Origin of the sequence: Ramlibacter sp. AN1133 (assembly GCF_037890035.1) — a bacterium.
Taxonomy (GTDB): Bacteria; Pseudomonadota; Gammaproteobacteria; order Burkholderiales; family Burkholderiaceae_C; genus Ramlibacter.
This window is the reverse complement of the sequence record NZ_JBBKTQ010000010.1, coordinates 202,657-223,738: the sequence shown is the minus strand read 5'-3', so window position 1 is coordinate 223,738 and position 21,082 is coordinate 202,657. Positions and strand designations below refer to the sequence as shown.

At 70.8% G+C, this 21,082-nt stretch carries 17 protein-coding genes; 14 read left to right on the top strand and 3 right to left on the bottom strand.

Going from position 1 to position 21,082, the window contains the following annotated elements:
- Positions 1 to 184: 184 nt before the first annotated feature.
- Positions 185 to 853 (bottom strand): helix-turn-helix transcriptional regulator, encoded by a 669-nt coding sequence (locus WG923_RS16575; protein WP_340352075.1) that lies wholly within the window; start codon positions 851 to 853, stop codon positions 185 to 187.
- Between the two features lie 57 nt (positions 854 to 910).
- Between WG923_RS16575 and WG923_RS16570 the strand changes: the two genes are divergently transcribed.
- The gene (locus WG923_RS16570) at positions 911 to 2,242 is read left to right on the top strand and encodes a sensor histidine kinase (RefSeq protein ID WP_340352074.1); all 1,332 of its coding nucleotides are present in this window, start codon (positions 911 to 913) and stop codon (positions 2,240 to 2,242) included.
- Between the two features lie 27 nt (positions 2,243 to 2,269).
- Positions 2,270 to 3,247, top strand: a complete 978-nt coding sequence (locus tag WG923_RS16565) for a response regulator (RefSeq protein WP_340352073.1) — start codon at positions 2,270 to 2,272, stop codon at positions 3,245 to 3,247.
- Between the two features lie 203 nt (positions 3,248 to 3,450).
- Here the strand turns inward: WG923_RS16565 and secA are convergent, their stop codons facing one another.
- Positions 3,451 to 6,231, bottom strand: a complete 2,781-nt coding sequence (secA, locus tag WG923_RS16560) for a preprotein translocase subunit SecA (protein WP_340352082.1) — start codon at positions 6,229 to 6,231, stop codon at positions 3,451 to 3,453.
- Positions 6,232 to 7,030: 799 nt separating this feature from the next.
- Here secA and WG923_RS16555 point away from each other — a divergent pair.
- Positions 7,031 to 9,016, top strand: coding sequence for a multicopper oxidase family protein (locus WG923_RS16555; protein WP_340352072.1), 1,986 nt, complete (start codon positions 7,031 to 7,033; stop codon positions 9,014 to 9,016).
- Positions 9,017 to 9,062: 46 nt separating this feature from the next.
- The gene (locus WG923_RS16550) at positions 9,063 to 9,671 is read left to right on the top strand and encodes an SCO family protein (protein ID WP_340352071.1); all 609 of its coding nucleotides are present in this window, start codon (positions 9,063 to 9,065) and stop codon (positions 9,669 to 9,671) included.
- Between the two features lie 60 nt (positions 9,672 to 9,731).
- On the opposite strand, the gene WG923_RS16545 is transcribed toward WG923_RS16550, so the two are convergent.
- Positions 9,732 to 10,661, bottom strand: coding sequence for a M23 family metallopeptidase (locus WG923_RS16545; RefSeq protein ID WP_340352070.1), 930 nt, complete (start codon positions 10,659 to 10,661; stop codon positions 9,732 to 9,734).
- A 25-nt stretch (positions 10,662 to 10,686) separates the two neighbouring features.
- Between WG923_RS16545 and WG923_RS16540 the strand changes: the two genes are divergently transcribed.
- From WG923_RS16540 to WG923_RS16495, 10 genes are all read left to right on the top strand, one after another.
- Positions 10,687 to 10,995 (top strand): DciA family protein, encoded by a 309-nt coding sequence (locus WG923_RS16540; RefSeq protein WP_340352069.1) that lies wholly within the window; start codon positions 10,687 to 10,689, stop codon positions 10,993 to 10,995.
- A 377-nt stretch (positions 10,996 to 11,372) separates the two neighbouring features.
- Positions 11,373 to 11,636 carry a hypothetical protein gene (locus tag WG923_RS16535; RefSeq protein WP_340352068.1) on the top strand — a complete coding sequence of 88 codons (264 nt, stop codon included), beginning with the start codon at positions 11,373 to 11,375 and terminating at the stop codon, positions 11,634 to 11,636.
- 2 nt (positions 11,637 to 11,638) lie between these two features.
- On the top strand, positions 11,639 to 12,253 hold the full coding sequence (locus WG923_RS16530) for a DUF4255 domain-containing protein (RefSeq protein ID WP_340352067.1): 615 nt from the start codon (positions 11,639 to 11,641) through the stop codon (positions 12,251 to 12,253).
- Between the two features lies 1 nt (position 12,254).
- The gene (locus WG923_RS16525) at positions 12,255 to 13,700 is read left to right on the top strand and encodes a hypothetical protein (protein WP_340352066.1); all 1,446 of its coding nucleotides are present in this window, start codon (positions 12,255 to 12,257) and stop codon (positions 13,698 to 13,700) included.
- Positions 13,701 to 13,711: 11 nt separating this feature from the next.
- On the top strand, positions 13,712 to 16,873 hold the full coding sequence (locus tag WG923_RS16520) for a phage tail sheath C-terminal domain-containing protein (protein ID WP_340352065.1): 3,162 nt from the start codon (positions 13,712 to 13,714) through the stop codon (positions 16,871 to 16,873).
- A 26-nt stretch (positions 16,874 to 16,899) separates the two neighbouring features.
- Positions 16,900 to 17,340, top strand: coding sequence for a phage tail protein (locus WG923_RS16515; RefSeq protein WP_340352064.1), 441 nt, complete (start codon positions 16,900 to 16,902; stop codon positions 17,338 to 17,340).
- A gap of 21 nt (positions 17,341 to 17,361) precedes the next feature.
- On the top strand, positions 17,362 to 19,380 hold the full coding sequence (locus WG923_RS16510; protein ID WP_340352063.1) for a phage tail sheath subtilisin-like domain-containing protein: 2,019 nt from the start codon (positions 17,362 to 17,364) through the stop codon (positions 19,378 to 19,380).
- 13 nt (positions 19,381 to 19,393) lie between these two features.
- Positions 19,394 to 20,029 carry a phage tail protein gene (locus tag WG923_RS16505; protein WP_340352062.1) on the top strand — a complete coding sequence of 212 codons (636 nt, stop codon included), beginning with the start codon at positions 19,394 to 19,396 and terminating at the stop codon, positions 20,027 to 20,029.
- An 18-nt stretch (positions 20,030 to 20,047) separates the two neighbouring features.
- A complete protein-coding gene (locus WG923_RS16500) occupies positions 20,048 to 20,257 on the top strand; it encodes a hypothetical protein (protein ID WP_340352061.1) in 210 nt (69 codons plus the stop codon).
- Positions 20,257 to 21,081, top strand: a complete 825-nt coding sequence (locus tag WG923_RS16495) for a CIS tube protein (protein ID WP_340352060.1) — start codon at positions 20,257 to 20,259, stop codon at positions 21,079 to 21,081. Before WG923_RS16500 ends, WG923_RS16495 begins: the two co-directional genes overlap by 1 nt.
- The last annotated feature ends 1 nt before the right edge of the window (position 21,082 follow it).

The following is a 21,082-nucleotide window of genomic DNA, read 5'->3' as shown; positions in this document are numbered from 1 at the left end:
CCCCCCCCCCCCCCCCACCCCCCCCCCCCCCCCCGCCCCCCCCCAACCCTCCGGGCCGGGGCCTGGGAGCCCGCCATCCGTCGTTGCGGACTCCTCATGTGGATCGACCACACGTCGTCGCCCACGCCTCGGCTGGCGGGCTCCCAGGCCCCGGCGCAGGCCCGTTTCTCTGCCGCCCACGCTCCTAGAGGGCGCCCAGCCAGCAGGCCCGCTGGATCGCCGCCAGCTTGTTGTCCACCCGCAGCTTGTTCATGGCATTCGCCAGGTGGTAGTTGACCGTGCGCTCGGAACATTGCAGCGTCTGCGAGGTCTCGCGCGCCGTCAGGCCGCGGAACGCCAGTTCCAGGCATTCGAGCTCGCGCGGGCTGAGCATGGAGCGCGCGCTGGCGATCGAACGCTTGACGAGCGGCCAGATGTTCAGGGCCGACCAGGCCATGAGCGCGGCCTCGGCCCGGTCGGTCAGCTCGCGCGGGCTGAACATGAAGCACTCGAAGGCGCGCCCGGCCGGCAGCGAGAACTCCACCCGCACCATGGTCTGGTAGCCGTGCGCCAGCCAGAGCAGCCGCCAGCGACTGGTGCCATGGGGGTCGGACTTGCCGATCGTCTGCCAGGCGACGAGCGGCGCATCGGAATCGCGCCAGCGCGCCCCGAAGTCGCGGCTTTCGGCCAGGGCCGTGGCCGCTTCGGCGACGAGCGGCGGGTGCACGGCCACCACCTGGCGGTCGTCGCTGCCGCCGAACGGGTCGGGCCCGAGCACCACGACGGCCTCGACGGAGAACTCCCGCAGCGCCGCCACCCAGTCGCTGAGGATCCCATCGAGGCTGACACTGTCAAAGTTAGCAGGGATCCCCATGGGTTCTCGTTGGTGGCACCGCCGGGCTGTGACAATATCACCATCGGACCCCTACCCATGAACGAGGACCTGCACCGGCCCAGCTTTACCCCCGCTCCCGCGCGCGCCGTGTTCGAGAACCTGCGCTATCGCCTGCGGAAGTGGGCGGCGACTGAGGTGCTGGCGCCGATTGCGGATTCCATCCTGCATCCCTCGCACTGGCGCATCCGCGCCCTGGGCGTGTGCACCCTGCTGGGGCACCCGCTGTTCTACGTGGTCTGGGCCCTCTGGCTGCCCCAGCCGTACGAGAACCTGTTCCTGCGCCTGCTGATGGCCCTGGGCGGCGCCGGCCTGCTGGCGATGGCCATGGTGACCCGCTCGCCGCCCTCCCGCGCGGCCGGCATCGGGCTGTCGGTGATCTTCTGGGTCACGCTGCCGTGGTTCTTCACGTGGATGTACTTCTGCAACAGCGGCAACGCGGTCTGGCTCGCCGGCATGGTCGCCATGGTGCTGATCTACTACCAGCTCACCGACTGGCGACTGGCCACCATCGGCGCCGCCAGCGGGGTGCTGGTGGCCTGGCTCGCGTTCGTGAACTTCGGCCCCGACGTGCCGCCCGTGCCCTCCGATGCGGCGATCGTGAACTGGGTCGTCCTCGCCTTCAGCTGGTTCATGAGCATCACGCTGGGCGTCTCCACCTCGAACGTGCGGCGCGAGCAGCTCAATTCGACGCTCGACACCATGGGCATCATGGCGCACGAACTGCGCACGCCGCTGGCCACCATGCAGCTCATTGGCGAGGCGCTGCGCAACGAGGCGCCGGCGCATCCCGGCGAGGCCGGCGAGCGGCTGGAGCAGCTGTCCCAGCGCGTGAACAACCTGGTGCGCAACATGAACCACCAGATCGACATGCAGATGACCAACGCCCGCCTGATGCGGCTGGCCGCGCATGCCGAGCGCCTGTCCGCCGCCCAGCTGGTGCAGCGCGCCATCGCCAACTACCCCTTCCGCAGCTCGCGCGAGCGCCAGTGCGTGGTGATCCGGGTCTACAGCGACTTCCATTTCGTCGGCTCCGAGCGGCTGTTCCTGCAGGTGATCGACAACCTGACCAAGAACGCGCTGCGCTCGCTGGCGGCCGCCTTCTCCGCCACCCGCCCCGGCGACCTGCTGATCGAGATCGGCGCGCACGGCCCGCGGGGCCGCATCGTCTTCACCGACAATGGCGTCGGCATGGAGCCCGAACTGCAGGCACGCATCTTCCAACCCTTCTTCTCCACCGACCGTGGCACGGGACACGGCCTCGGCCTCGCGTTCTGCCAGCGCGTCATCCATGCCGCCCAAGGCTCCATCCGCGTGAAGTCCGCCCGTCACCATGGCGCGGTGTTCACGGTCGAATTGCCGGTCGCGTAGCACAATGCGGCAGGCAAAACCCCATCCATGACCTTTCCCCTGTTCCACCGCCCCGGCACCGTCGTCTTCCTCGACGACGACCCGGACTACCTGGAGATGCTGGCCCTGGTGCTCCCGCGGCAATGGCACCTGAAGCTGTTCCTGCGCCCCACGGACTGCATCGCCCACCTGCTGCAGGAGCCGCCCTTCTGGGAGGCCGACGCCTGGAACCAGCAGCAGCTCATCGCGCTGTGGCGGGAAGGCAAGCCCCTCATCCCCCAGATCCTCGCCTACTGGTCGCGGTACACCGAGCGCTACGCGCTCTCGCGCGTTTGCGTGGTCGACTTCTCGATGCCGGGCATGGACGGCCTGCAGGTGCTGTCGGAACTGGGCGACTGGCCCGGCGCCCGCGTGCTGCTCACGGGGCAGGCCGACGAGCAGGTGGCCGTGCGCGCCTTCAACCGCGGCCTGATCGACCAGTTCATTCCCAAGCAGACGCAGGACATCTCGCGCCGCCTGATCGAGGCGGTGGAGCACCTGCTGTTCACCTCCCACGCGCGCCATGCCCAGACCTGGCGCACCACCCTCACGCAGGAGCAGAGCGCACTGCTGCGCGCCCCCGGCGTGGACAGCTGGCTGACCGCCTTCTGCGCCAAGAACTGGGTGGAGCACGTGGTGATCGGCGCGCCGTTCGGGGTGCTGGGCATGGACGCGGCCGGCAAGATCGGCTGGCTGCAGCTCGAGACGCCGCCGGGCCTGCATGCGCTGGCCGAACTGGCCGAGGTGGCGGGCGTGCCCGCCGCGGGCCTGGAAGACATCCGCAAGGGCCTGCGCCTGGCGGACATGGAACTGCGCCAGGCGCTCTCGTCCACGCAGCCGCCGGCCCTGGTCAACGCCTTCCCGATCGGCGAAGGCGGAGCGCTGCTGGGGGCGCTGTTCGCCGTCGACGCGCCCAACGGGCCCGACCCGGACAACAGCTACAGCCGCTGGCTGGCGCGCCAGCCGAAGCGTCACGTGCAGGACTAGCAGCCAAGCCCCCCTGTCAATTCTGACAGGGGCGTGTGACTACCTGTGACGATCTCACCACAACGGGTGATAACGAGGGTACTCACCCCCGCGTAGGCTGGCGGTGGAGCGCAGCGAAACCCCAGCGATGCGCGCAAGCGCTTGGGTTTGACGGGTCACCTGCCGCGGTCGCGCCAGCCTTCTATGAAGACAAGGCCCCGCCGTCAGCTCAGCTGCCCGTGGCAGTGCTTGTACTTCTTGCCGCTGCCGCAGGGGCACGGGTCGTTGCGGCCCACGCGCGGAATGGCGCCGGCCACGGCGCCCGCCATCGGGCGGCGCTGGGCGGCCTGCGCCGTGGCGGTGTCGAGCGTGCTTTCCACCTCGCCGGTCTCGGTCGGCGCGGTGTAGGTGACGTTGGCGACGCGCTCGGCGCGCTGCTCGAGCTCCTCGGCCGCTTCCTCGATCTGCTCGCTGGACTGGACCTTCACCGTCGTCAGCACGCGCGTGACCTGGTTCTTCACCGCGTCGAGCATCTGCCCGAACAGCTCGAAGGCCTCGCGCTTGTACTCCTGCTTCGGCTGCTTCTGGGCGTAGCCGCGCAGGTGGATGCCCTGGCGCAGGTAGTCCAGCGCGGCGAGGTGCTCGCGCCAGTGGCTGTCGATGCTTTGCAGCAGCACCATGCGCTCGAACTGGGTGAAGTTCTCCTCGCCGACCAGGTCCACCTTGGCCTTGAAGGCCTTGTGCGCCTCGGCGACGACGCGCTCGACGATGTCCTCGTCGGTGATGGCGGTGGCGGCCTCGACCTCCTGCCGCAGCGGCACCACGATGCCCCACTCGTCGGCCAGCACCTTCTCGAGGCCGGCGAGGTCCCACTGCTCCTCCACCGATTCCGGCGGCACGAACTGGTGCACCAGGTCCGTGAAGCAGCCTTCGCGCAGCGACGCGATCTGGGCCGACAGGTCCTTCGCGTCGAGGATGTCGTTGCGCTGCTGGTAGATCACCTTGCGCTGGTCGTTGGCGACGTCGTCGTACTCCAACAGCTGCTTGCGCACGTCGAAGTTGCGCCCCTCGACCTTGCGCTGCGCGCTCTCGATGGAGCGGGTGACGATGCCGGCCTCGATCGCCTCGCCCTCGGGCATCTTCAGGCGCTCCATGATCGCGCGCACGCGGTCGCCGGCGAAGATGCGCATCAGCGGATCGTCCAGCGACAGGTAGAAGCGCGAGGAGCCGGGGTCGCCCTGGCGGCCCGAGCGGCCGCGCAGCTGGTTGTCGATGCGGCGGGATTCGTGCCGCTCGGTGGCGATGATGCGCAGGCCGCCCAGGCCCACCACCATCTCGTGGTCCTTCTGCCACTGCGCGCGCATCTCGGCGATGCGCTGCTCCTTGGTGGAAGGATCGGCCGCCTCGTCGGCCTCCAGCGCCTCGACCGCCTTCTCCACGTTGCCGCCCAGCACGATGTCGGTGCCGCGGCCCGCCATGTTGGTGGCGATCGTGATCATCTTCGGCCGGCCGGCCTGCGCCACGATCTCGGCCTCGCGCGCGTGCTGCTTGGCGTTGAGCACCTGGTGCGGCAGGTTGTGCTGCTGCAGCAGGTTGGAGATGATTTCCGAGTTCTCGATCGAGCTCGTTCCCACCAGCACCGGCTGGCCGCGCTCGTAGCACTCGCGGATGTCCTCGATGGCCGCGTCGTACTTTTCCTTCGTGGTCTTGTAGACGCGATCGAGCTGGTCGTCGCGGCAGCTCGGCTTGTTCGGCGGGATGACCACGGTTTCGAGGCCGTAGATCTCCTGGAATTCGTACGCTTCCGTGTCGGCCGTGCCGGTCATGCCGGCCAGCTTGCCGTAGAGGCGGAAGAAGTTCTGGAAGGTGATCGAGGCGAGCGTCTGGTTCTCGGCCTGGATCTCCACGCCTTCCTTGGCTTCCACGGCCTGGTGCAGGCCGTCGCTCCAGCGGCGGCCCTGCATCAGGCGGCCGGTGAACTCGTCGACGATGATGATCTCGCCGTTCTGCACCACGTAGTGCTGGTCGCGGTGGTATAGGTGGTTGGCCCGCAGCGCCGCATTCAGGTGGTGCATCAGCGCGATGTTGGCCGGGTCGTACAGCGTCGCACCCTCGGCGATCAGGCCCAGGTTGGAGAGCACCTTCTCGGCCCGCTCGTGGCCCTGCTCGGTCAGGAACACCTGGTGCGTCTTCTCGTCCACCGTGAAGTCGCCCGGCTTCGTCACGCCCTCGCCGGTACGCGGGTCGGCCTCGCCTTCCTGCTTGGTCAGCAGGGGCACGACCTTGTTCATCGTGATGTACAGCTCGGTGTGGTCCTCGGCCTGGCCGCTGATGATCAGCGGCGTGCGCGCCTCGTCGATCAGGATCGAGTCCACCTCGTCGACGATCGCATAGTTCAGGTGGCGCTGCACGCGGTCGGCGGTCTCGTAGACCATGTTGTCGCGCAGGTAGTCGAAGCCGTACTCGTTGTTGGTGCCGTACGTGATGTCCGAGCCGTAGGCGGCCTGCTTTTCGTCCTTGGGCATCTGCGGCAGGTTCACGCCCACCGACAGGCCGAGGAAGTTGTACAGCTTGCCCATCCACTGGGCGTCGCGATTGGCCAGGTAGTCGTTGACCGTCACCACGTGCACGCCCTTGCCCGAGAGGGCGTTGAGGTACACCGGCAGCGTCGCCGTCAGCGTCTTGCCCTCGCCGGTGCGCATCTCGGCGATCTTGCCCTGGTGCAGCGCGATGCCGCCCATCAGCTGGACGTCGAAGTGGCGCATCTTCATGATGCGCTTGGAGCCCTCGCGCACGACGGCGAAGGCTTCGGGCAGCAGGTCGTCGAGGGACTCGCCCTGGGCCACGCGGTCGCGGAATTCCTGGGTCTTGCCGCGCAGCTGCTCGTCCGACAGCTGTTCGAACTTCGACTCCAGCGCATTGATTTGCTCCACGGTGCGCCGGTACTGCTTGAGCAGGCGGTCGTTGCGGGAGCCGAAGATCTTGGTCAGGAAATTGGTGGCCATGGGCGCGGTGGAGGTCACGGCTCGCCTTTGCGGCGCGCCGGACGGCGCAGTCCTTTTGTTCAGCGGGTGGAGGCGCCGCGCGCCCGAACGAGAGGCGGCACGGCGGCCAAAGCCCTGGATTTTAGCTGGCCCGGCCACGGCCGCCGTGAGAAAGGCCGCGGCGCGTACCACGGCCGCGTCCGGCGCCCCCGCTGGCCCCGCATCTGGATGAAGGGGCGGCCGCGCGCGATCCACGGGACCGGTCCCGGCGCGAAGGCCAATAAGACTTTTTACCACCAAATCCGAGGAAAGTTACCCATTTCGATGGAATAAACCCCACCCCAATTTCGTTACGCGCCTCAAGCGCCCGCCATAAGTGCTTGTAGCTACAGCACTTTCGTGCGGCACCTTGGTGCCCCTCTGGCCGGCACGTTCCGTGCATTTCCCTTCCCAAAAGCTGTCGAGGGGAATGCTCATGGAGGGGACACCACGGGTCGTCGGCGCTGCCACGCGAGCGCATCCGACTGGCCATCGTCTGCGCCACTTTGGCCCGCCCGCGCCGGCAGGCCTTCGCCGCGCCATTGCATCGCCGCCGCCCCCGCGCCGCACGGCGCCGCGCCGGCTTGCGGTGCGGCCCCTCTTTCCATCCCGGAGGACCCGCCCGCCTGGGGCGCCGGCCCCGGACGCCCTCGTTGCGCAACCCGCGTGACCGCCCGATCGATGCGGTGAGCGGACACCGCCGGCAGGCGCGGAGCGATGCGCCGCGTGCCGCCGACTTTTCCGCACTTTCTTTCCACAACGCCAGCTGTCAGGAGACTTCATGCAAAAACGCAAACAACCATTGCAGAGCCCCAGCCGCCGGACCGCGCTGAAAGCAGGCCTCGCCCTGGGCTCCGCCGCCGTGGGCAGCGCTGCCGACGCGGCACTCGCTCCCGGGTCGGGATGGAACGCGCCGCCGGCGAGTCCGGCGACGACGCCTTTCCTGGAGGCGATGCCCATCATGCCGGTGCTGCAGGAACGTCCCTTGACCGACCCGGGCTTCGCGCAGCCGCCGACCACCGCCCCCAACCGCACGATCAACCCGGCGACCGGCATTCCCTACGAAGGCCGCGGCGAACCGCACCAGCTGCGCAACCTCGCCGAACCGCAGCGTTTCTACATCCAGCGCTTCGGCGCGGTGCCGGCGGTCTCCATCCACCCGCAGCTGCAGCCGCAGGTCAACTTCTGGGGCGCCAACCTCGGTGGGGCCGACCTGAGCGTGGACAAGCCGACGACGCCCATGCCGACCATCGTCAGCCGCTACCAGGCGGGCGCGAACACCGCGATCCTCGTGCGCCGATTCAACAACCTGCCCACCGGTGCGGCCAGCGGCGGCTTCGGCAAGAACCAGATCTCGACCCACCTGCACAACTTCCACTCGGCGCCCGACAGCGACGGCGGCCCTTGCGATCCGAGCCGCGGATCCATCTCCGAGTCACCGAGCACGCAGGGCCGCTTCTACTTCCCGGGCCAGTACTACGACTACTACTACAACATGAAGCGGGCCGGCTTCACCAACGCCTCCACCCCCGACGGCGACGTGCGCGAGACGCTCGGCACCCTGTGGTACCACGACCATCGCGAAGGCCACACGGCGGAAAACGTCTACAAGGGGCTCGCCGGCTTCCACCTGCTGTTCAACGAGTACGACACCGGCAACGAGACCACCGGCTTCCGGCTCCCCAGCTACCCGCAGTACGACATCCCGATGATCTTCACGGACGTGCGCATCGACCCGAAGACGGGCCAGGCGGCGTTCGATACCCTGGACATCGACGGGCACCTGGGCGACAAGTACATGGTCAACGGCAAGATCCAGCCCTACTTCAACGTCTCCAAGCGCCGCTACCGCTTCCGCCTGCTGGACCAGGGCCCCTCGCGCTTCTACCAGCTGTACCTGACCAACCCCGACAACACGTCGCAGTCGATCCCCTTCTGGCGGATCATGAACGACGGCAACCTGCTGCCCAAGCCGCTGCAGACCACGAGCGTGCTGCTGTCCGTGGCGGAACGCGCCGACATCATCGTGGACTTCGCCGCCATCACGGCCACCGGCGGCGCGGCCCCCGGGGCCACGCGCCTGTGGCTGGAAAACCGGCTGATCCAGACCGACGGGGTCGGCCCGGAGACCAGCTCGTGGGACGGCAGTTCCTGGAGCGGCAGTTCGTCCAGCGGCAGCTGGAGCGGCAGCTGGAGCGGCAGCCGCACCAGCTCGTGGAACACGGACAACACGGGCCTCAACGCGCCGGGCGACCCGAAGAACGTGCTGGTGGAATTCCGCATCGGCGCGGCCGCGGCGGACGCCAGCGCGGACCCGGCGACGATCACCAGCTTCGCGCCGATCACGCTGCCGCCGCTGGGGACGTCGGTCATCACCCGCACCTTCGACTTCGACGAGCAGAACGGCCAGTGGGTGGTCAACGGCTATCCCCTGAGCTGCGACGTGGTGCGCTTCGCCATGAAGCGCGGCACCACCGAAACATGGGTGTTCAACGGCGGCCGCGGCTGGGCCCACCCGATCCACGGCCACGGCTTCGAGGGACGCATCACCAAGCGCAACGGCAATGCGATCCCGAGCGCCAACCAGGAATATTCGCGCAAGGACATCGTGCGCCTGGGCGACCGGGACTCGGTCGAATTCGTGGTCAAGGCCACCGACTATGTCGGCGTCTTCCCGATGCACTGCCACAACGTCGTGCACGAGGACCACGCGATGATGCTGCTGTTCCGGGTGGACGACGTCGGCGACAGCAAGACCCGGCCCTGAGCACGGCAGGCGCCTGAGACACGAATCCAACTTTCACGGAACACTTATGACGAACATTCAGAAGCGAAGCCTGCTGGCCGGCGCCGCCGCCGTCCTGGGCAGTGCGGGCGTGATGGCTGCCACGCGTGCCACGCCCACGGCACGCAACGACCCGCGCGAGCTGATGCGCGCGCGCCGTTTCCCCAACGTGCCCCTGCTGACGCACGAGGGCAAGGAGGTGCGGTTCTACGACGACGTCCTGCGCGACCGCAAGGTCGTGTTCAACGTGATGTACACGGTGTGCAGCAACATCTGCACGCCCGTGACGCAGAACATCCTGGAAGCCCAGAGGCTGCTGGGCAGCTTCGCGAACGACATCCATTTCTACTCACTGTCGCTCACGCCGCTCGACGACGACCCTGCCGCCTTGCGGGCCTACATGAAGCAGAACCACATCGAGAGCGGGTGGACCTTCCTGACGGGCAAGCCGGAGAACGTGGAGGCGGTCCGCAAGGGACTCGGCTTCGCCAGGAACAAGCCCGAGCAGGATGCGGATCTGTCGAACCACTCCGGCATGCTGCGCATCGGCAACGAGCGCATGGCTGCCTGGAGCCATGCGTCGGCGCTCACGAACGGGCGCGCGATCGCCCGGATGATCCGCTTCGAGCTCAGCTGAGGCAAGGAAACGGGGCCGCAGGCGCTTGCGCTGCCTGCGGCCCCGCGGGATCGAGACCGTCTAGCGCCGCGCGACGTTCCCGGCGCCCTGGCCCGCCGCGAGGAACCTGTGCGGATCCTGCGGCACGCCCTGCACCAGCACCTCGAAATGCAGGTGCGGCCCGGTGGAGCGGCCGGTCGTGCCCACCAGCGCCAGGCGCTGCCCGCGCTTGACCAGGTCGCCCTTCTTCACCAGCAGCCTGGAGGCGTGCGCGTAGCGCGTGACCAGGTCGTTGCCATGGTCCACTTCGACCATGTTGCCGTACTGCGGATGGATTTCGGCCGCGACCACCACGCCGCCCGCAGCCGCCACGATCGGCGTGCCGGTCTCCGCCTGGAAGTCCAGGCCCGTGTGCAGCGCCTGCCGCCCCGTGAACGGATCGATGCGCCAGCCGAAGCGCGAGCCGATGTCGTGCCCCGGCAAGGGCTGCTGCGTGGGCACCATGGCCTTCTTCAGGCGCTGGTCGATCAGGCGCGACTCCATCACCGTCAGCAGGTCCGTGCGCTCGCCCGTGAGCTGCTCCAGGTCGTTCAGCGTCGCCTGCAGTTCCTCCAGCGTGAGCGGGCGGCCTTCGACCAGCGCGCCGCCGCGGGCGGCCGCCAGCTTCAGGTCGTGGGGGTTCACGCCCGCCAGCCCCGAGACGCGCTCGCTCAGCGCCTCCACCTGCAGCATGCGGGCCTGCATCTCGCCCAGGCGCCTGGCCATCGCATCGAGGTTCTCCCGCATGAAGCGGTCCCGCTGCTCGAATTCGTCGGCCACCACCAGCCGCACCAGCGTGCCGACCACGGGCCAGCGCTCGCGCGCGCCCTTGAGGAACACCCAGTGGTACAGGCCGGCGGCCATCAGCATCAGCGCGAGCGACAGCGCGACGAACGCCACGACCATCTTGGTGCCGCTCAGGTGAACGGCGCGGCTCTTCGCGAGCCACGCATCCGTGATAATGAAATGCACTTCTACGCCCCTCTCCTACTTCTCCATGAACCGCCGCCACCACCCGGTGCCCGTGCTCCAGGCCGCCGAGGAAGCGCCTACGCTGGCCCGGCTCGCGCAACTGGCGCGCGAATCCGGCGAACGTCTCAAGGCGATCGAGCCGTGCATTCCTGCACCGCTGCGCGCCTCCTTGCGCCCCGGCCCCATCGAAGGGACCACCTGGTGCCTGCTGGTGGACAGCAGCGCCGCTGCTGCGAAGCTCCGGCAGTTGTTGCCTGTTCTTCAAAGCAAACTCAACAGCGACGGATGGCAGGTTACCTCCATCCGGCTGAAGCTCGGAAGCCACAAGGCGTAACCAGCCGCCCGCTTGTCCCTCGTCAAGAGCCGGTTGTCCGGTTCAGTGGAAAAGCGCACGAAAAGAGAGGGGAGCCGGTGCCGGCGCCCGCACGTTTCGCCGGGTTGGACCCCGACGGAGTGGCAGGACAAACGCCTGCAAGGGCCGGACCAGTTTGTCCAGGCACCGCCGGGCCGCTGCGGCTTGCTGCCTCCCGCTCACGGGCGCAACGCGTGCAAAGGCGCAGCCGCCAGCCGGTGCGCTGCAGCCACCTGCGCAAGCTCCCGCGCTGATAGTTTTGTCCCACCCGCGCCGACCGCCCCTGGCGGCGCCCCGTGCCGGATCAAGCACTTGGCCACGGGAGCGGTGCTGGCACCGTCCTTGCGGACTGAGCGCGCATGTCCGTGGCCAGCGATTCCCCCGATGCCGCCGACGCTGCCCCCGAAGCGCTGCGCAGCGCGCTGCTCGCGTACCTGGCCACGCACCCGGATGCCTGCGACACGGCCGACGGAATCCTCGAGTGGTGGCTGCCGGCCAGCGAGACGTGGTCGCTGTCGCAGGTCGAGCACACGCTGGAACGACTGGTGCAGGCCGGCACCCTGCGGCGGCTGCCCGCGCTCGATGGCCGCGTGCGCTACCGCCTCGCGACAGGACGGCCCTAGCCATGTACACCCGCATCCTGTCGACCAGCCAGTCGCTCGCCGGCTTCCTCCTGAACCGGTTTGCCGCCGACCCGGCGGATCTCGGCGCGTTCTTCGGCGGCGGTGCGGCCGCCGGCGATGTGTACCTGAGCACGCCGCAGGAGCTGACGGGCAAGTCGGGCCTGTCCCTGTGGCTGTATCGGGTCTCGCGTGACGACACGCGGCTGAACGACCCGCCCCGCCGGCGGACGCTGCCCTCGGGGCAGATCGAAATCGTGCCGCCACCCTTGCCGCTGCGGCTGCACTACCTGATGACGCCGCTGGCCAAGGACCAGCCGGAACTGGAACAGCGCATCCTGGGGGCGGTGCTGCAGGCGTTCTATTCGACGCCCATCCTGAGCGGCAGCGACCTCGCCGGCGACCTGGCCGGCACGCGCGCTCAGGTCTTCGTGCGGCTGGAGGCGCTGTCGCTGGACGAGACCGCGCGCGTCTGGGAGGCGCTGTCCTCGTCGTTCCAGCTTTGCGTGTCCTACGAGGTGACGCTCGCCAACATCGAGCCGGCCGTGCTGCCGCAGCGCGAGTCCCTGGTCGAATCGGTCCATCCGCGCGTGGCGCAGCTCGTGGGCGGGGAGGCCTGAGATGGCGCGGCTGCACGTCGACGTCGAGGGCCAGCCGCGCACCGTGGCGCTCGACGATCCGCGCGCACCGCAGATCGAGACCTGGGCGCTGCTGCGCACCCGCGTCGTCGACGAAGTCAGCGGCGAGCCCCCGCGCAACCTGCGCCTCGTGACCCGCACGCCGTGCGTGCAGCCGCGCGTCGCCGACGACGGCCTGTGCGGGCTGGTCGGGCGTCCGCGCGCGGTGGCCGGCGCCTTGCTCACCGACGGCGCACTGAACGCCGAGGTCAGCGCTCCCGGCTACCTGCCGCGCGTGCTGGACGCCGCCATCGACGCGGCGCGCCGGCGCCTGACCACCGCCGCCGCGCCAGGCGCGGATGCATTGGACGTGGCGCCGCCGGACCCGGTGCCGCCGCGCAGCCAGTTCCGCCCCGGCCGCGGCGTGCTGGTCGAACGCGCCGCCGGTGCCGACGACGAGGAGTTCGCGATCGTGCGCGCGCTCGCCGCGGCGCCGTCGGCCGCGCAGGTGGCGATCACGCCGCCGCTGGCGGCCGCCCGCGCGCTGCGGGTGCCGCCGTGGCGCCTGACGGGCGTGCCGATCGAGCTGCCCGAGCAGCGCCTGCATCGTGCCGGTGTCATCGCCGTGGCCGGCCAGGCGCTGCGCCAGCCGGCCGCCGGCGCGCTGCCGGTGCCGGTGGTGCCGGCGCAGTTCAGGCTGGGCGTGGTCGGCCTGTGGTGGACCGACGCCGAGGTCCACGCTGCCAGCAGTCCGCCGCATGGGCCCGACCTGCTGGCGCTCGGCGCGGCGCTCGCCTTCGACCACGCGGCCGGTGCGGCCTTGCAGGCCTGCACGCTGGCCGCGGCGGGCCCACAGCGCCGCCTGCGCGGCGCCGCGGCGGCGGGCACGCGCGCCTTGCTGCTGCACCCCTGGAGCGGCCTCGCCGCGGGCGGCGGCGACGTGCTGCAAATCGAAGCCAGCGGCGCCGAGCGCGAGCTGGTGACCACCGCCGCCTTCACCGCGCCCGCCGACGCCCGACTGCCGGCGCGCGTGCCGATCACGACACCGCTGGCCTTTCCCCATGCGGCGCTGGCACCGGTGCAGGCCTTGAGCGAGACCGCCACTTCCGCGCTGCCGGCGCTGGCACGCGAGGCGCAGCGCGGCGACCGCGTGCTGTTCGCGGCCGGCCCGCTGGCGGCCGCGCCCACCGAGCTGGCGCTGCGCATCGACACCGGCAGCCGCACCGAGCTGTGCCTGGCGCGCTGCCTGCCCGGTTACGACAGCGTCGCCGACACCTTCGCCCACGGGCTGCAGGCCGACACCGACGGCCGCTTCGCGCTGCCGCCGCTGGCGCGCGTCGCGCGGCTGCGCGTGGTGGCGGCCCACGACGGGCAGGCCGCGCTGCCCGCGATCGATCTTGCCCTGGACCCCACGGCGGACAACGTGCTGCCGGTCCTGTTCACGCCCTGAGGAGAACGTCCATGCCCGAATACCTCGCGCCTGCGGTCTATGTCGAGGAAGTCGACACCGGTGCCAAACCCATCGAAGGCGTGAGCACGAGCACGGCAGGCCTGGTCGGCGTGGCCGAGCGCGGCCCCCTCAACGTGCCGATGCTCGTGACGAGTGCCGGCGAATACCGGCGCGTGTTCGGCGAAGGGCTGAACCGCGACCTGTACGGCGAGCACCGCTTCCTGCCGACGGCCGTCGAGGGCTTCTTCACCAACGGCGGCAAGCGCGTGTTCGTCACGCGCGTGCTGGCCGCCGACAAGGCCGAGGCGGCCTCGGCCTTCATCTTCGACAGCAGCGCACCGGCACCGGCCGCCAGCGCGCTGCTGCGCCCGCTCACCAGCGCCGCGCCGACATCGGCCTACCTCGTCGACGTGACCGGCATGGCGGTCACCACGCCGCGCACCTGGCTGCAGCTTGGCAGCGGCGGCGACGTGGAGTTCGCCCGCCTCGATGCGCTGCCCGCCGGCGAAAACCACGTGGTGCTGGACCGCCCCCTCGCGTTCGCACATGGCGGCGGGGCGGCCACCGCGGTGGAGCGGCTGGGTGCGGCCTTCGACTCGGTCACCACGCTGTCGGCGGCTGCGGAAGCGGGGGCGCGCACGATCGGCGTCGCGGCCGTGGGGTCTATCGTCGCCGGCTCGGTGATCGAGCTGTCCACCGCGGCCCCGGCCGGCGCCGAGCTGGCGGTGGTGAGCAACGTCAACGCCACCACGCTCACGCTGAATTCGCCGCTGCAGTTCTCGCACGCCAACACCGCGCCGGTGCGCCGGGTGAGCGGGGCGGCCACCAATGCCACCACGCTGGAGGCCGGCTTCGACGCCGCGACCGGCGAATCGGTGATCCACCTGCCGGCGGCGGCGCTGGGCAACTACGGCACGGCCGACGATATCGTCGCCGTCGGCGCCGGCGCCACGCGCGAGGCCCGCCGCATCAGCGCGCTGGCGCGGGTGGCGTTGTCGGCACCGCTGGTGCGCGAGTTTGCGCAAGGCACGTTGGTCGAGGCGGTGACCGAGACGGCCGGCGCGGCCACCACGCTGGCGGCCGAAGCGCTGGCCGGCAGCACCGCGCTGCGCGTGGCCGACCGCAGCGGCATCGCCCCCGGCGCCTGGCTGCGCATCGGCATCGCCGCCGACGCCCAGATGGAATACGTGCAGGTGGCCAGCGTGCCCAACCCCGGCTCGGCCGCGCCCGATCCCGGGCTGCTGGTGCTTTCCACGCCGCTCGCCCACGACCAGGCGGACGGCAAGCAGGCCACGCTGATCACCGCCTTCGCCCGCGCCGCCAGCGGCCTGCAGGGGCTGGCGCTGCCGGCGGGCCGTGGCGCCACCGCGCTGGTGCTGGCCGGCCCGGTGGCCGGCATGGCCGCCAACACGCTGCTGCGCCTGTGGCCGCGCGGCAGCAGTCCGGCGGTGCTGCGCATCACCGGCGCGGCCACCGCGCTGGCGCCGCGGCGCGTGACGCTGGCGCCGGCGGCGGGGCGACCGCATGCGGCAGGCGCGGCGGTCGCGTCCACCGTGCCGCTGTTCGAAGTGCGCGCGCTCGACGCCGGCATCTGGGGCGACCGGCTGCGCGTGGCCGTGCGCGAGCCGCTGCGGGCGGCGGTGGCGAGCCGCGTGCGCAGCCCCGCCGGGGTCGGCGCGCCCGACGCCACGCACATCCGGCTGGAGTCCGCCAACGGCGTCGAGGTGGGCACCGTGCTGCAGCGCTGGGACGCCGCCACGCAGGCCTACACCGGCAACGCCTTCAAGGTGGTGGGCATCGACCGCAGCAACGGCTTCCTGCTCACGCTCGACACGGCGGTCGTGCTGTCGCCGGGCCACGAGCTGCGCTCGCGCGAGTTCGACCTCGAGGTCTACCTGCTGCGCCAGCCCGATCGTGCCAATCCCTCGCGCGACAGCGCGGTCGTCGCCTCCGAGGTGTTCGGCGGCCTCACGCTCGACCCGCGCCACAGCCGCTACCTGCACCAGGTGGTGGGCACCACCTGGGACCTGCACGACGCAGCCGCCGTGGCCGACGACGAGGGCCAGCCGCTGCGCCTGAGCGACCGCCGCAGCGAAGGCGGCTCCGAGTTCGTGCGCGTGCGCGACGTGGCGCTCGACCTGGCGCCGGCGCAGCGCGATGCCGCCCGCGCCGCGCCGCGCGTGGGCCCGCGCTTCGACCTGGAAACGCTGCCCGATGGCCGCCGCCGGCCCACCCGCTTCGCCCTGCGCGGCGGCGACGACCAGCTCGGCGTGCTCGACGACGACCTGTACATCGGCCTGGACAGCCCCGACCCCGAGCTGCGCACCGGCCTGCAGGCGCTGCGCAACCTGGAGGAGATCAGCATCGTCGCCGCGCCGGGGCGCGTCAGCCCCAAGATGCAGAACGCCCTGATCGTGCACTGCGAGCTGATGCGCTACCGCTTCGCGGTGCTGGACGGCAATCCGCCGCCGAAGGACGCGATGGCGGACATCCAGGCCCAGCGCCAGCAGTTCGACACCAAGTACGCGGCGCTCTACCACCCCTGGCTGCTGATCCCCGACCCGTATCCGGCCGGCGCCGGCCCGGTGCCGGACTATCCGATCCCGCCTTCGGGCCACATGCTGGGCGTGTACGCACGCACCGACATCGAACGCGGCGTACACAAGGCGCCGGCCAACGAGGTGGTGCGCGGCATCACGGGATTGCAGCGCCTGTTGAACAAGGAGCAGCACGACATCCTCAATCCCTACCCGGTCAACATCAACGTGATCCGGGACTTCCGCAGCAACAACCGCGGCATCCGCGTCTACGGCGGCCGCTGCATCACCAGCGACAGCGACTGGAAGTACGTCAACGTGCGCCGGCTGATGATCTTCATCGAGGCCTCGATCGACCGCGGCCTGCAGTGGGTGGTGTTCGAGCCGAACGCCGAGCCGCTGTGGGCGCGCGTGCGCCGCTCCATCAGCAGCTTCCTCACGCTGCTGTGGCGCAACGGCGCGCTCGAAGGCACCAAGCCCGAGGAAGCCTACTTCGTCAAGTGCGACCGCACGACGATGACGCAGACCGACATCGACCAGGGCCGCCTGATCTGCCTGGTCGGCGTGGCACCGGTCAAGCCGGCCGAATTCGTGATCGTGCGCATCGGCCTGTGGACCGCGCACGCCGACGAGTGAACTGAAGATCCAGCGAGGACGCCACCATGGCCAACGACGATCGCATCGACCCCTACCGCGGCTACAACTTCGTGCTGGAGATCGACAAGGTGCCGCGCGGCGCCTTCTCCGAGGTGGGCGGCCTGAGCGCCGAGGGCGACGCCGTCGACTACCGCGAGGGCAGCGACCTGCAGTCGAACGTGCGCAAGCTCACCGGGCTGCGCAAGTACACCAACATCACGCTCAAGCGCGGCTACACCGCCGACCGGGCGCTGTGGCAGTGGTACATGAACATCGTCAACGGCATCCAGGACCGGCGCAATGTGACGGTCGTCCTGATGAACGAGGCGCACCAGCCGGTGCTGCGCTGGCATGCCGAGGCGGCCTGGATCAACAAGATCGAGGGGCCCGCGCTGAAGGCCGCCGGCAACGACGTGGCGATGGAGTCCGTCGAGCTGGTGCACGAGGGACTGACGATCGAGATGTAGGCGCGTCCACCGGCACTTCCAATGCGCATCTTCGACACCCCGGGCGTGTATTCGGAGCGCGCCGACGCCGACGCCGGCGGCGTGCTGGCACTGCGCAGCGACGTGGCCGGCTTCGTCGGCATGGCGCGGCGCGGACCGCTGCACCTGCCGGTGCCGCTGGCCTCGTTCCGCCAGTTCCAGGCCTGGTTCGGCGATGCCTTCGACGGCGGCTACCTGGCGCTGGCCGCGCGCGCCTTCTTCGACAACGGCGGGCGGCGGCTGTGGGCGGTGCGGGTGGCCTCCGAGGCCGGCACGGCGGCCTCGCGGGTGCTGTCCGCCGGCGGCGTCCCGGCGTGGCGGATCGAAGCCTCGAGCGCCGGCGTGTGGGGCAACGACCTGGAAGTGCGCGTGCACGTGCAGCGCCGCAGCCAGTGCCGCGCGCAACCGCTGCCCGGAGACGCGCTGCGCTGGCGCGTGGAGCGCACCGCCGGCTATGCGGTGCATGCGCTGGCCGAATTGCGCCAGGCCGGCTTGCCGGCGCAGCACGCGTACGTCGACGGCGTGGATGCGGCCGCCGGCGTGCTGGCCCTCGACCGCGCGCTCCCCTTCGACAGCGCGGCCCCGGCCACCCTGGAAACGATCGCGTATGCGTTCGAGGTGCTGCAATCCGGCCGCCGCGTGCTGGTGGCCGAAGACCTGGAGCTGTCCCCCGAACATCCGCGCTACGGCCCCGCCGTGTTGTGCCAGCCCTGGCAGATCGTCGACCGCCGCGCGCCCGCGCAGGAATCCGAAGCGCAGGTGACCGGCCGCTCCGACGCCGCGCTGCAGTTCATGCGCAGCGCGCAGTCGCGCCCGCCGGTGCCGCCGCCGCCCATCGTGCTGCGCGAGCTGCGCGCCGTCGGCACCGGGCTGGTATTGCCCACCGTGTTGCTCGACGCCGGGCCCGGGCTGCTGGTGCTCGAAGGCGGCGCCGACGGCTTGGCCGCGCTCGCGGTGGAAGACTTCATCGGCCTGCCCGGCTCGCCGCTGGATGGCGATGCCGCGCGCATCGCCGCCCGCCGCGGCCTGCGCGCGCTCGCCGCCATCGACGAATGCGCGCTGCTCGCGGTGCCCGACATCCACATCCAGCCGCGCCCCCCGCTGCAACTGGCCCCGCCGCCGGCCTGCGTGCCCGATCCCTGCCTGCCGCAGCCGGTGCTGCCGGCGCCGCGCCGCGCGCCTGCGGTGGGTGACGATCCGCCCCGCTTCGACGAGGGCGCCATCGAGCGCGTGCAGGCGGCGCTGGTCACGCTCGCCGAGCAGTGTGGCGACCGCATCGCGCTGCTGGATGCGCCGCATGCCGCCTGCACCGAGGCCACCGCCGTCGATGCGCGCCTGCGCGCCTGGCGCGGCCGCTTCGATTCCTCGTTCGCCGCGCTGTACGCGCCGTGGCTGAAGGTGCTCGATCCGCAGCGCGCGCCGGGCACCACGCGCGCGGTACCGCCCAGCGGCCACGTGGCGGGGCTGATCGCCGCCCTGGAACTCAAGCGCGGCGTGCACGTGTCGCCGGCCAACGAGCCGCTGGTGGGTGCGCAGGACGTGACGCTGGCGATCGACGAGGCGCGCCACGGCCTGCTCAATTCGCTGCACGTGAACGTGATCCGCGCGCTGCCCGGACGCGGCCTGCGGCCCATGGGCGCGCGCACGCTGTCGTCGGACCCGTCCTGGCGCTTCCTCAGCACGCGGCGCGTGATGTGCGCGGTGCGGCGCGCGCTCGCGGCGGCGCTGCCCTGGGCGGTGTTCGAGCCCAACGACTGGCGCACGCGCGCCAAGCTGGCGCTGGTCGCCGGCGGCTTCCTGCAGGGGCTGTGGGCGCGCGGCGTGCTGCCCGGCGCGGCGCCCAACGAGGCCTATTGCGTGCGCTGCGACGACGGCAACAACCCGCCCTCGTCCCGCGACCGCGGCGAGCTGCTGATGGAAATCGGCATCGCGCCGGCGACGCCCTTCGAATTCGTGCTGCTGCGCATCGGCCGCGATGCCAACGGCCTGGCGATCGTCGAGTCCGGGCTGGAATCGGCCTAGGAAGGAAGAACGCATGGCCCTCCTGCCCGACCTGCTGCGCGCCACCGGCAACTCCGAGGCCGCGGCCGCCCTGCGGGCCGACCCGGTCCTCAACCACAACTTCATCGTCAGCCTGATCGACAGCTCCAGCCCGCTGGCGGCCGTGGGCAGCATCGCGCTGTCGGCCATCAACGACGTGCTGCTGGGCGGCTTTTCCGAATGCTCGGGGCTCGAGATGCAGCTCAATACGGAGGACTACAAGGAAGGCGGCAACAACGGCCACCTGCTCAAGTTCCCGAGCCGCGTGCAGTGGTCCCCGATCACCCTGAAGAAGGGCGTGGGCACGTCCAGCGCGCTGTGGGACTGGCACTACGGCTTCGTGATCGGGCGCGGCAAGCGGCGCGACGGGCTGGTCGTGCTGATGAACGAGTTGCATGTCCCCAACTCGATCTGGTTCTTCAGCCGCGGGCTGCCGGTCAAGTGGACCGGGCCCACGCTGAATGCCGCCCAAAGCAGCGTGGCCATCGAGAGCCTGGAGATCGCGCACGAGGGGATCTTCCAGGTGCCCTTCGTGGGGGCCGCCAGCGGCATCGCCTCGGCGGCGGTGGGCGCGGCCGGCGGCCTGGCCGGTGCCGCGGGCGGCGCGATCAGCGCGGCTGGCAACTTGTAGCGAAAGGACGCAGCGACCATGGCCGATGTACGCATCCGCGAAGCCGCGGTGTCGATGCGGGTGGTGGACGGCGAGTCCCTGCTGACGCCGGCGCTGCTCGAACGCATCGTCGAAGCGGTGCAGGCGGCCCTGGCCGCGCAGCACGAGGCCACCCAGGCCCGGCGGCGCGACACGCGGCTGTCCGGCGGTGCCGGTTGCGAATGCTGCGACGACGATGGAGGCCCCTGATGCAGGTTCGCAAAGCCTATTTCCTCGTGCACCGGCGCAGCGGCACCGAGACCATCCCGGTCCAGTACAACCCGACCGAATTCACGCTCGACAAGCAGGCCACGCTGGGTGAAATCACGCTGCCCGGGCTGGACGCGCCGGTGCAGCAATACGTGCGCGGGCAGGCGGAGAAGCTCTCGCTCGACCTGTTCTTCGACACCACCGACCAGGGCATGGGCGCGGGGGCAGTCAGCGTGACCACGCTGACCGACAAGATCTACCAGCTGATCAAGATCGAACCCGAGCGCCACGCGCCGCCGCCTCTGACCTTCATGTGGGCGGCGAGCTTCCCGGGCAGCTCCGTCGGCGGTGCGGCCGGCGCCGCCGGGGCCGCGGCGGGCGCTGCAGCGGGTGCCGTGGCGGGCGCGGTGGCCTCGGCCGCGGGCGCGGTGGCGGGCCCGGTCGGGGCGGCGGCGGCCGAGACGGCCCTGGGCGCCATCGGCGCCGCCATCGGCGGCCAGCGGCGCAACGGATTCCCCTGCCTGCTGGAAAGCATCAAGCAGAAGTTCACGCTGTTCTCCCCCGACGGCGTGCCGCTGCGCGCCACCCTCACCGTGCTGCTGCGCGAGTACCGCAAGCTGAGCGACCAGATCCCCGAGTTGAACCGCAACTCGCCCGACCGCAGCCATGTGCACGTGCTGCGCCAGGGCGACCAGCTCGCCACCGTGGCGCATCGCTATTACGACCACGTGTCCGAGTGGCGCCACGTGGCGGACGCCAACGGCATCGACGACCCGCGCCGGCTCACGCCGGGCGCGGTGTTGCGCGTGCCGAAGATCGCCTAGG

What these genes read in the sequence shown, in the direction of transcription:
- WG923_RS16575 (WP_340352075.1), bottom strand. Translation starts at nt 853, where the DNA reads ATGGGGATCCCTGCTAACTTTGACAGTGTCAGCCTCGATGGGATCCTC.
- WG923_RS16570 (WP_340352074.1), top strand. Translation starts at nt 911, where the DNA reads ATGAACGAGGACCTGCACCGGCCCAGCTTTACCCCCGCTCCCGCGCGC.
- WG923_RS16565 (WP_340352073.1), top strand. Translation starts at nt 2,270, where the DNA reads ATGACCTTTCCCCTGTTCCACCGCCCCGGCACCGTCGTCTTCCTCGAC.
- secA (WP_340352082.1), bottom strand. Translation starts at nt 6,231, where the DNA reads ATGGCCACCAATTTCCTGACCAAGATCTTCGGCTCCCGCAACGACCGC.
- WG923_RS16555 (WP_340352072.1), top strand. Translation starts at nt 7,031, where the DNA reads ATGCAAAAACGCAAACAACCATTGCAGAGCCCCAGCCGCCGGACCGCG.
- WG923_RS16550 (WP_340352071.1), top strand. Translation starts at nt 9,063, where the DNA reads ATGACGAACATTCAGAAGCGAAGCCTGCTGGCCGGCGCCGCCGCCGTC.
- WG923_RS16540 (WP_340352069.1), top strand. Translation starts at nt 10,687, where the DNA reads ATGAACCGCCGCCACCACCCGGTGCCCGTGCTCCAGGCCGCCGAGGAA.
- WG923_RS16535 (WP_340352068.1), top strand. Translation starts at nt 11,373, where the DNA reads ATGTCCGTGGCCAGCGATTCCCCCGATGCCGCCGACGCTGCCCCCGAA.
- WG923_RS16530 (WP_340352067.1), top strand. Translation starts at nt 11,639, where the DNA reads ATGTACACCCGCATCCTGTCGACCAGCCAGTCGCTCGCCGGCTTCCTC.
- WG923_RS16525 (WP_340352066.1), top strand. Translation starts at nt 12,255, where the DNA reads ATGGCGCGGCTGCACGTCGACGTCGAGGGCCAGCCGCGCACCGTGGCG.
- WG923_RS16520 (WP_340352065.1), top strand. Translation starts at nt 13,712, where the DNA reads ATGCCCGAATACCTCGCGCCTGCGGTCTATGTCGAGGAAGTCGACACC.
- WG923_RS16515 (WP_340352064.1), top strand. Translation starts at nt 16,900, where the DNA reads ATGGCCAACGACGATCGCATCGACCCCTACCGCGGCTACAACTTCGTG.
- WG923_RS16510 (WP_340352063.1), top strand. Translation starts at nt 17,362, where the DNA reads ATGCGCATCTTCGACACCCCGGGCGTGTATTCGGAGCGCGCCGACGCC.
- WG923_RS16505 (WP_340352062.1), top strand. Translation starts at nt 19,394, where the DNA reads ATGGCCCTCCTGCCCGACCTGCTGCGCGCCACCGGCAACTCCGAGGCC.
- WG923_RS16500 (WP_340352061.1), top strand. Translation starts at nt 20,048, where the DNA reads ATGGCCGATGTACGCATCCGCGAAGCCGCGGTGTCGATGCGGGTGGTG.
- WG923_RS16495 (WP_340352060.1), top strand. Translation starts at nt 20,257, where the DNA reads ATGCAGGTTCGCAAAGCCTATTTCCTCGTGCACCGGCGCAGCGGCACC.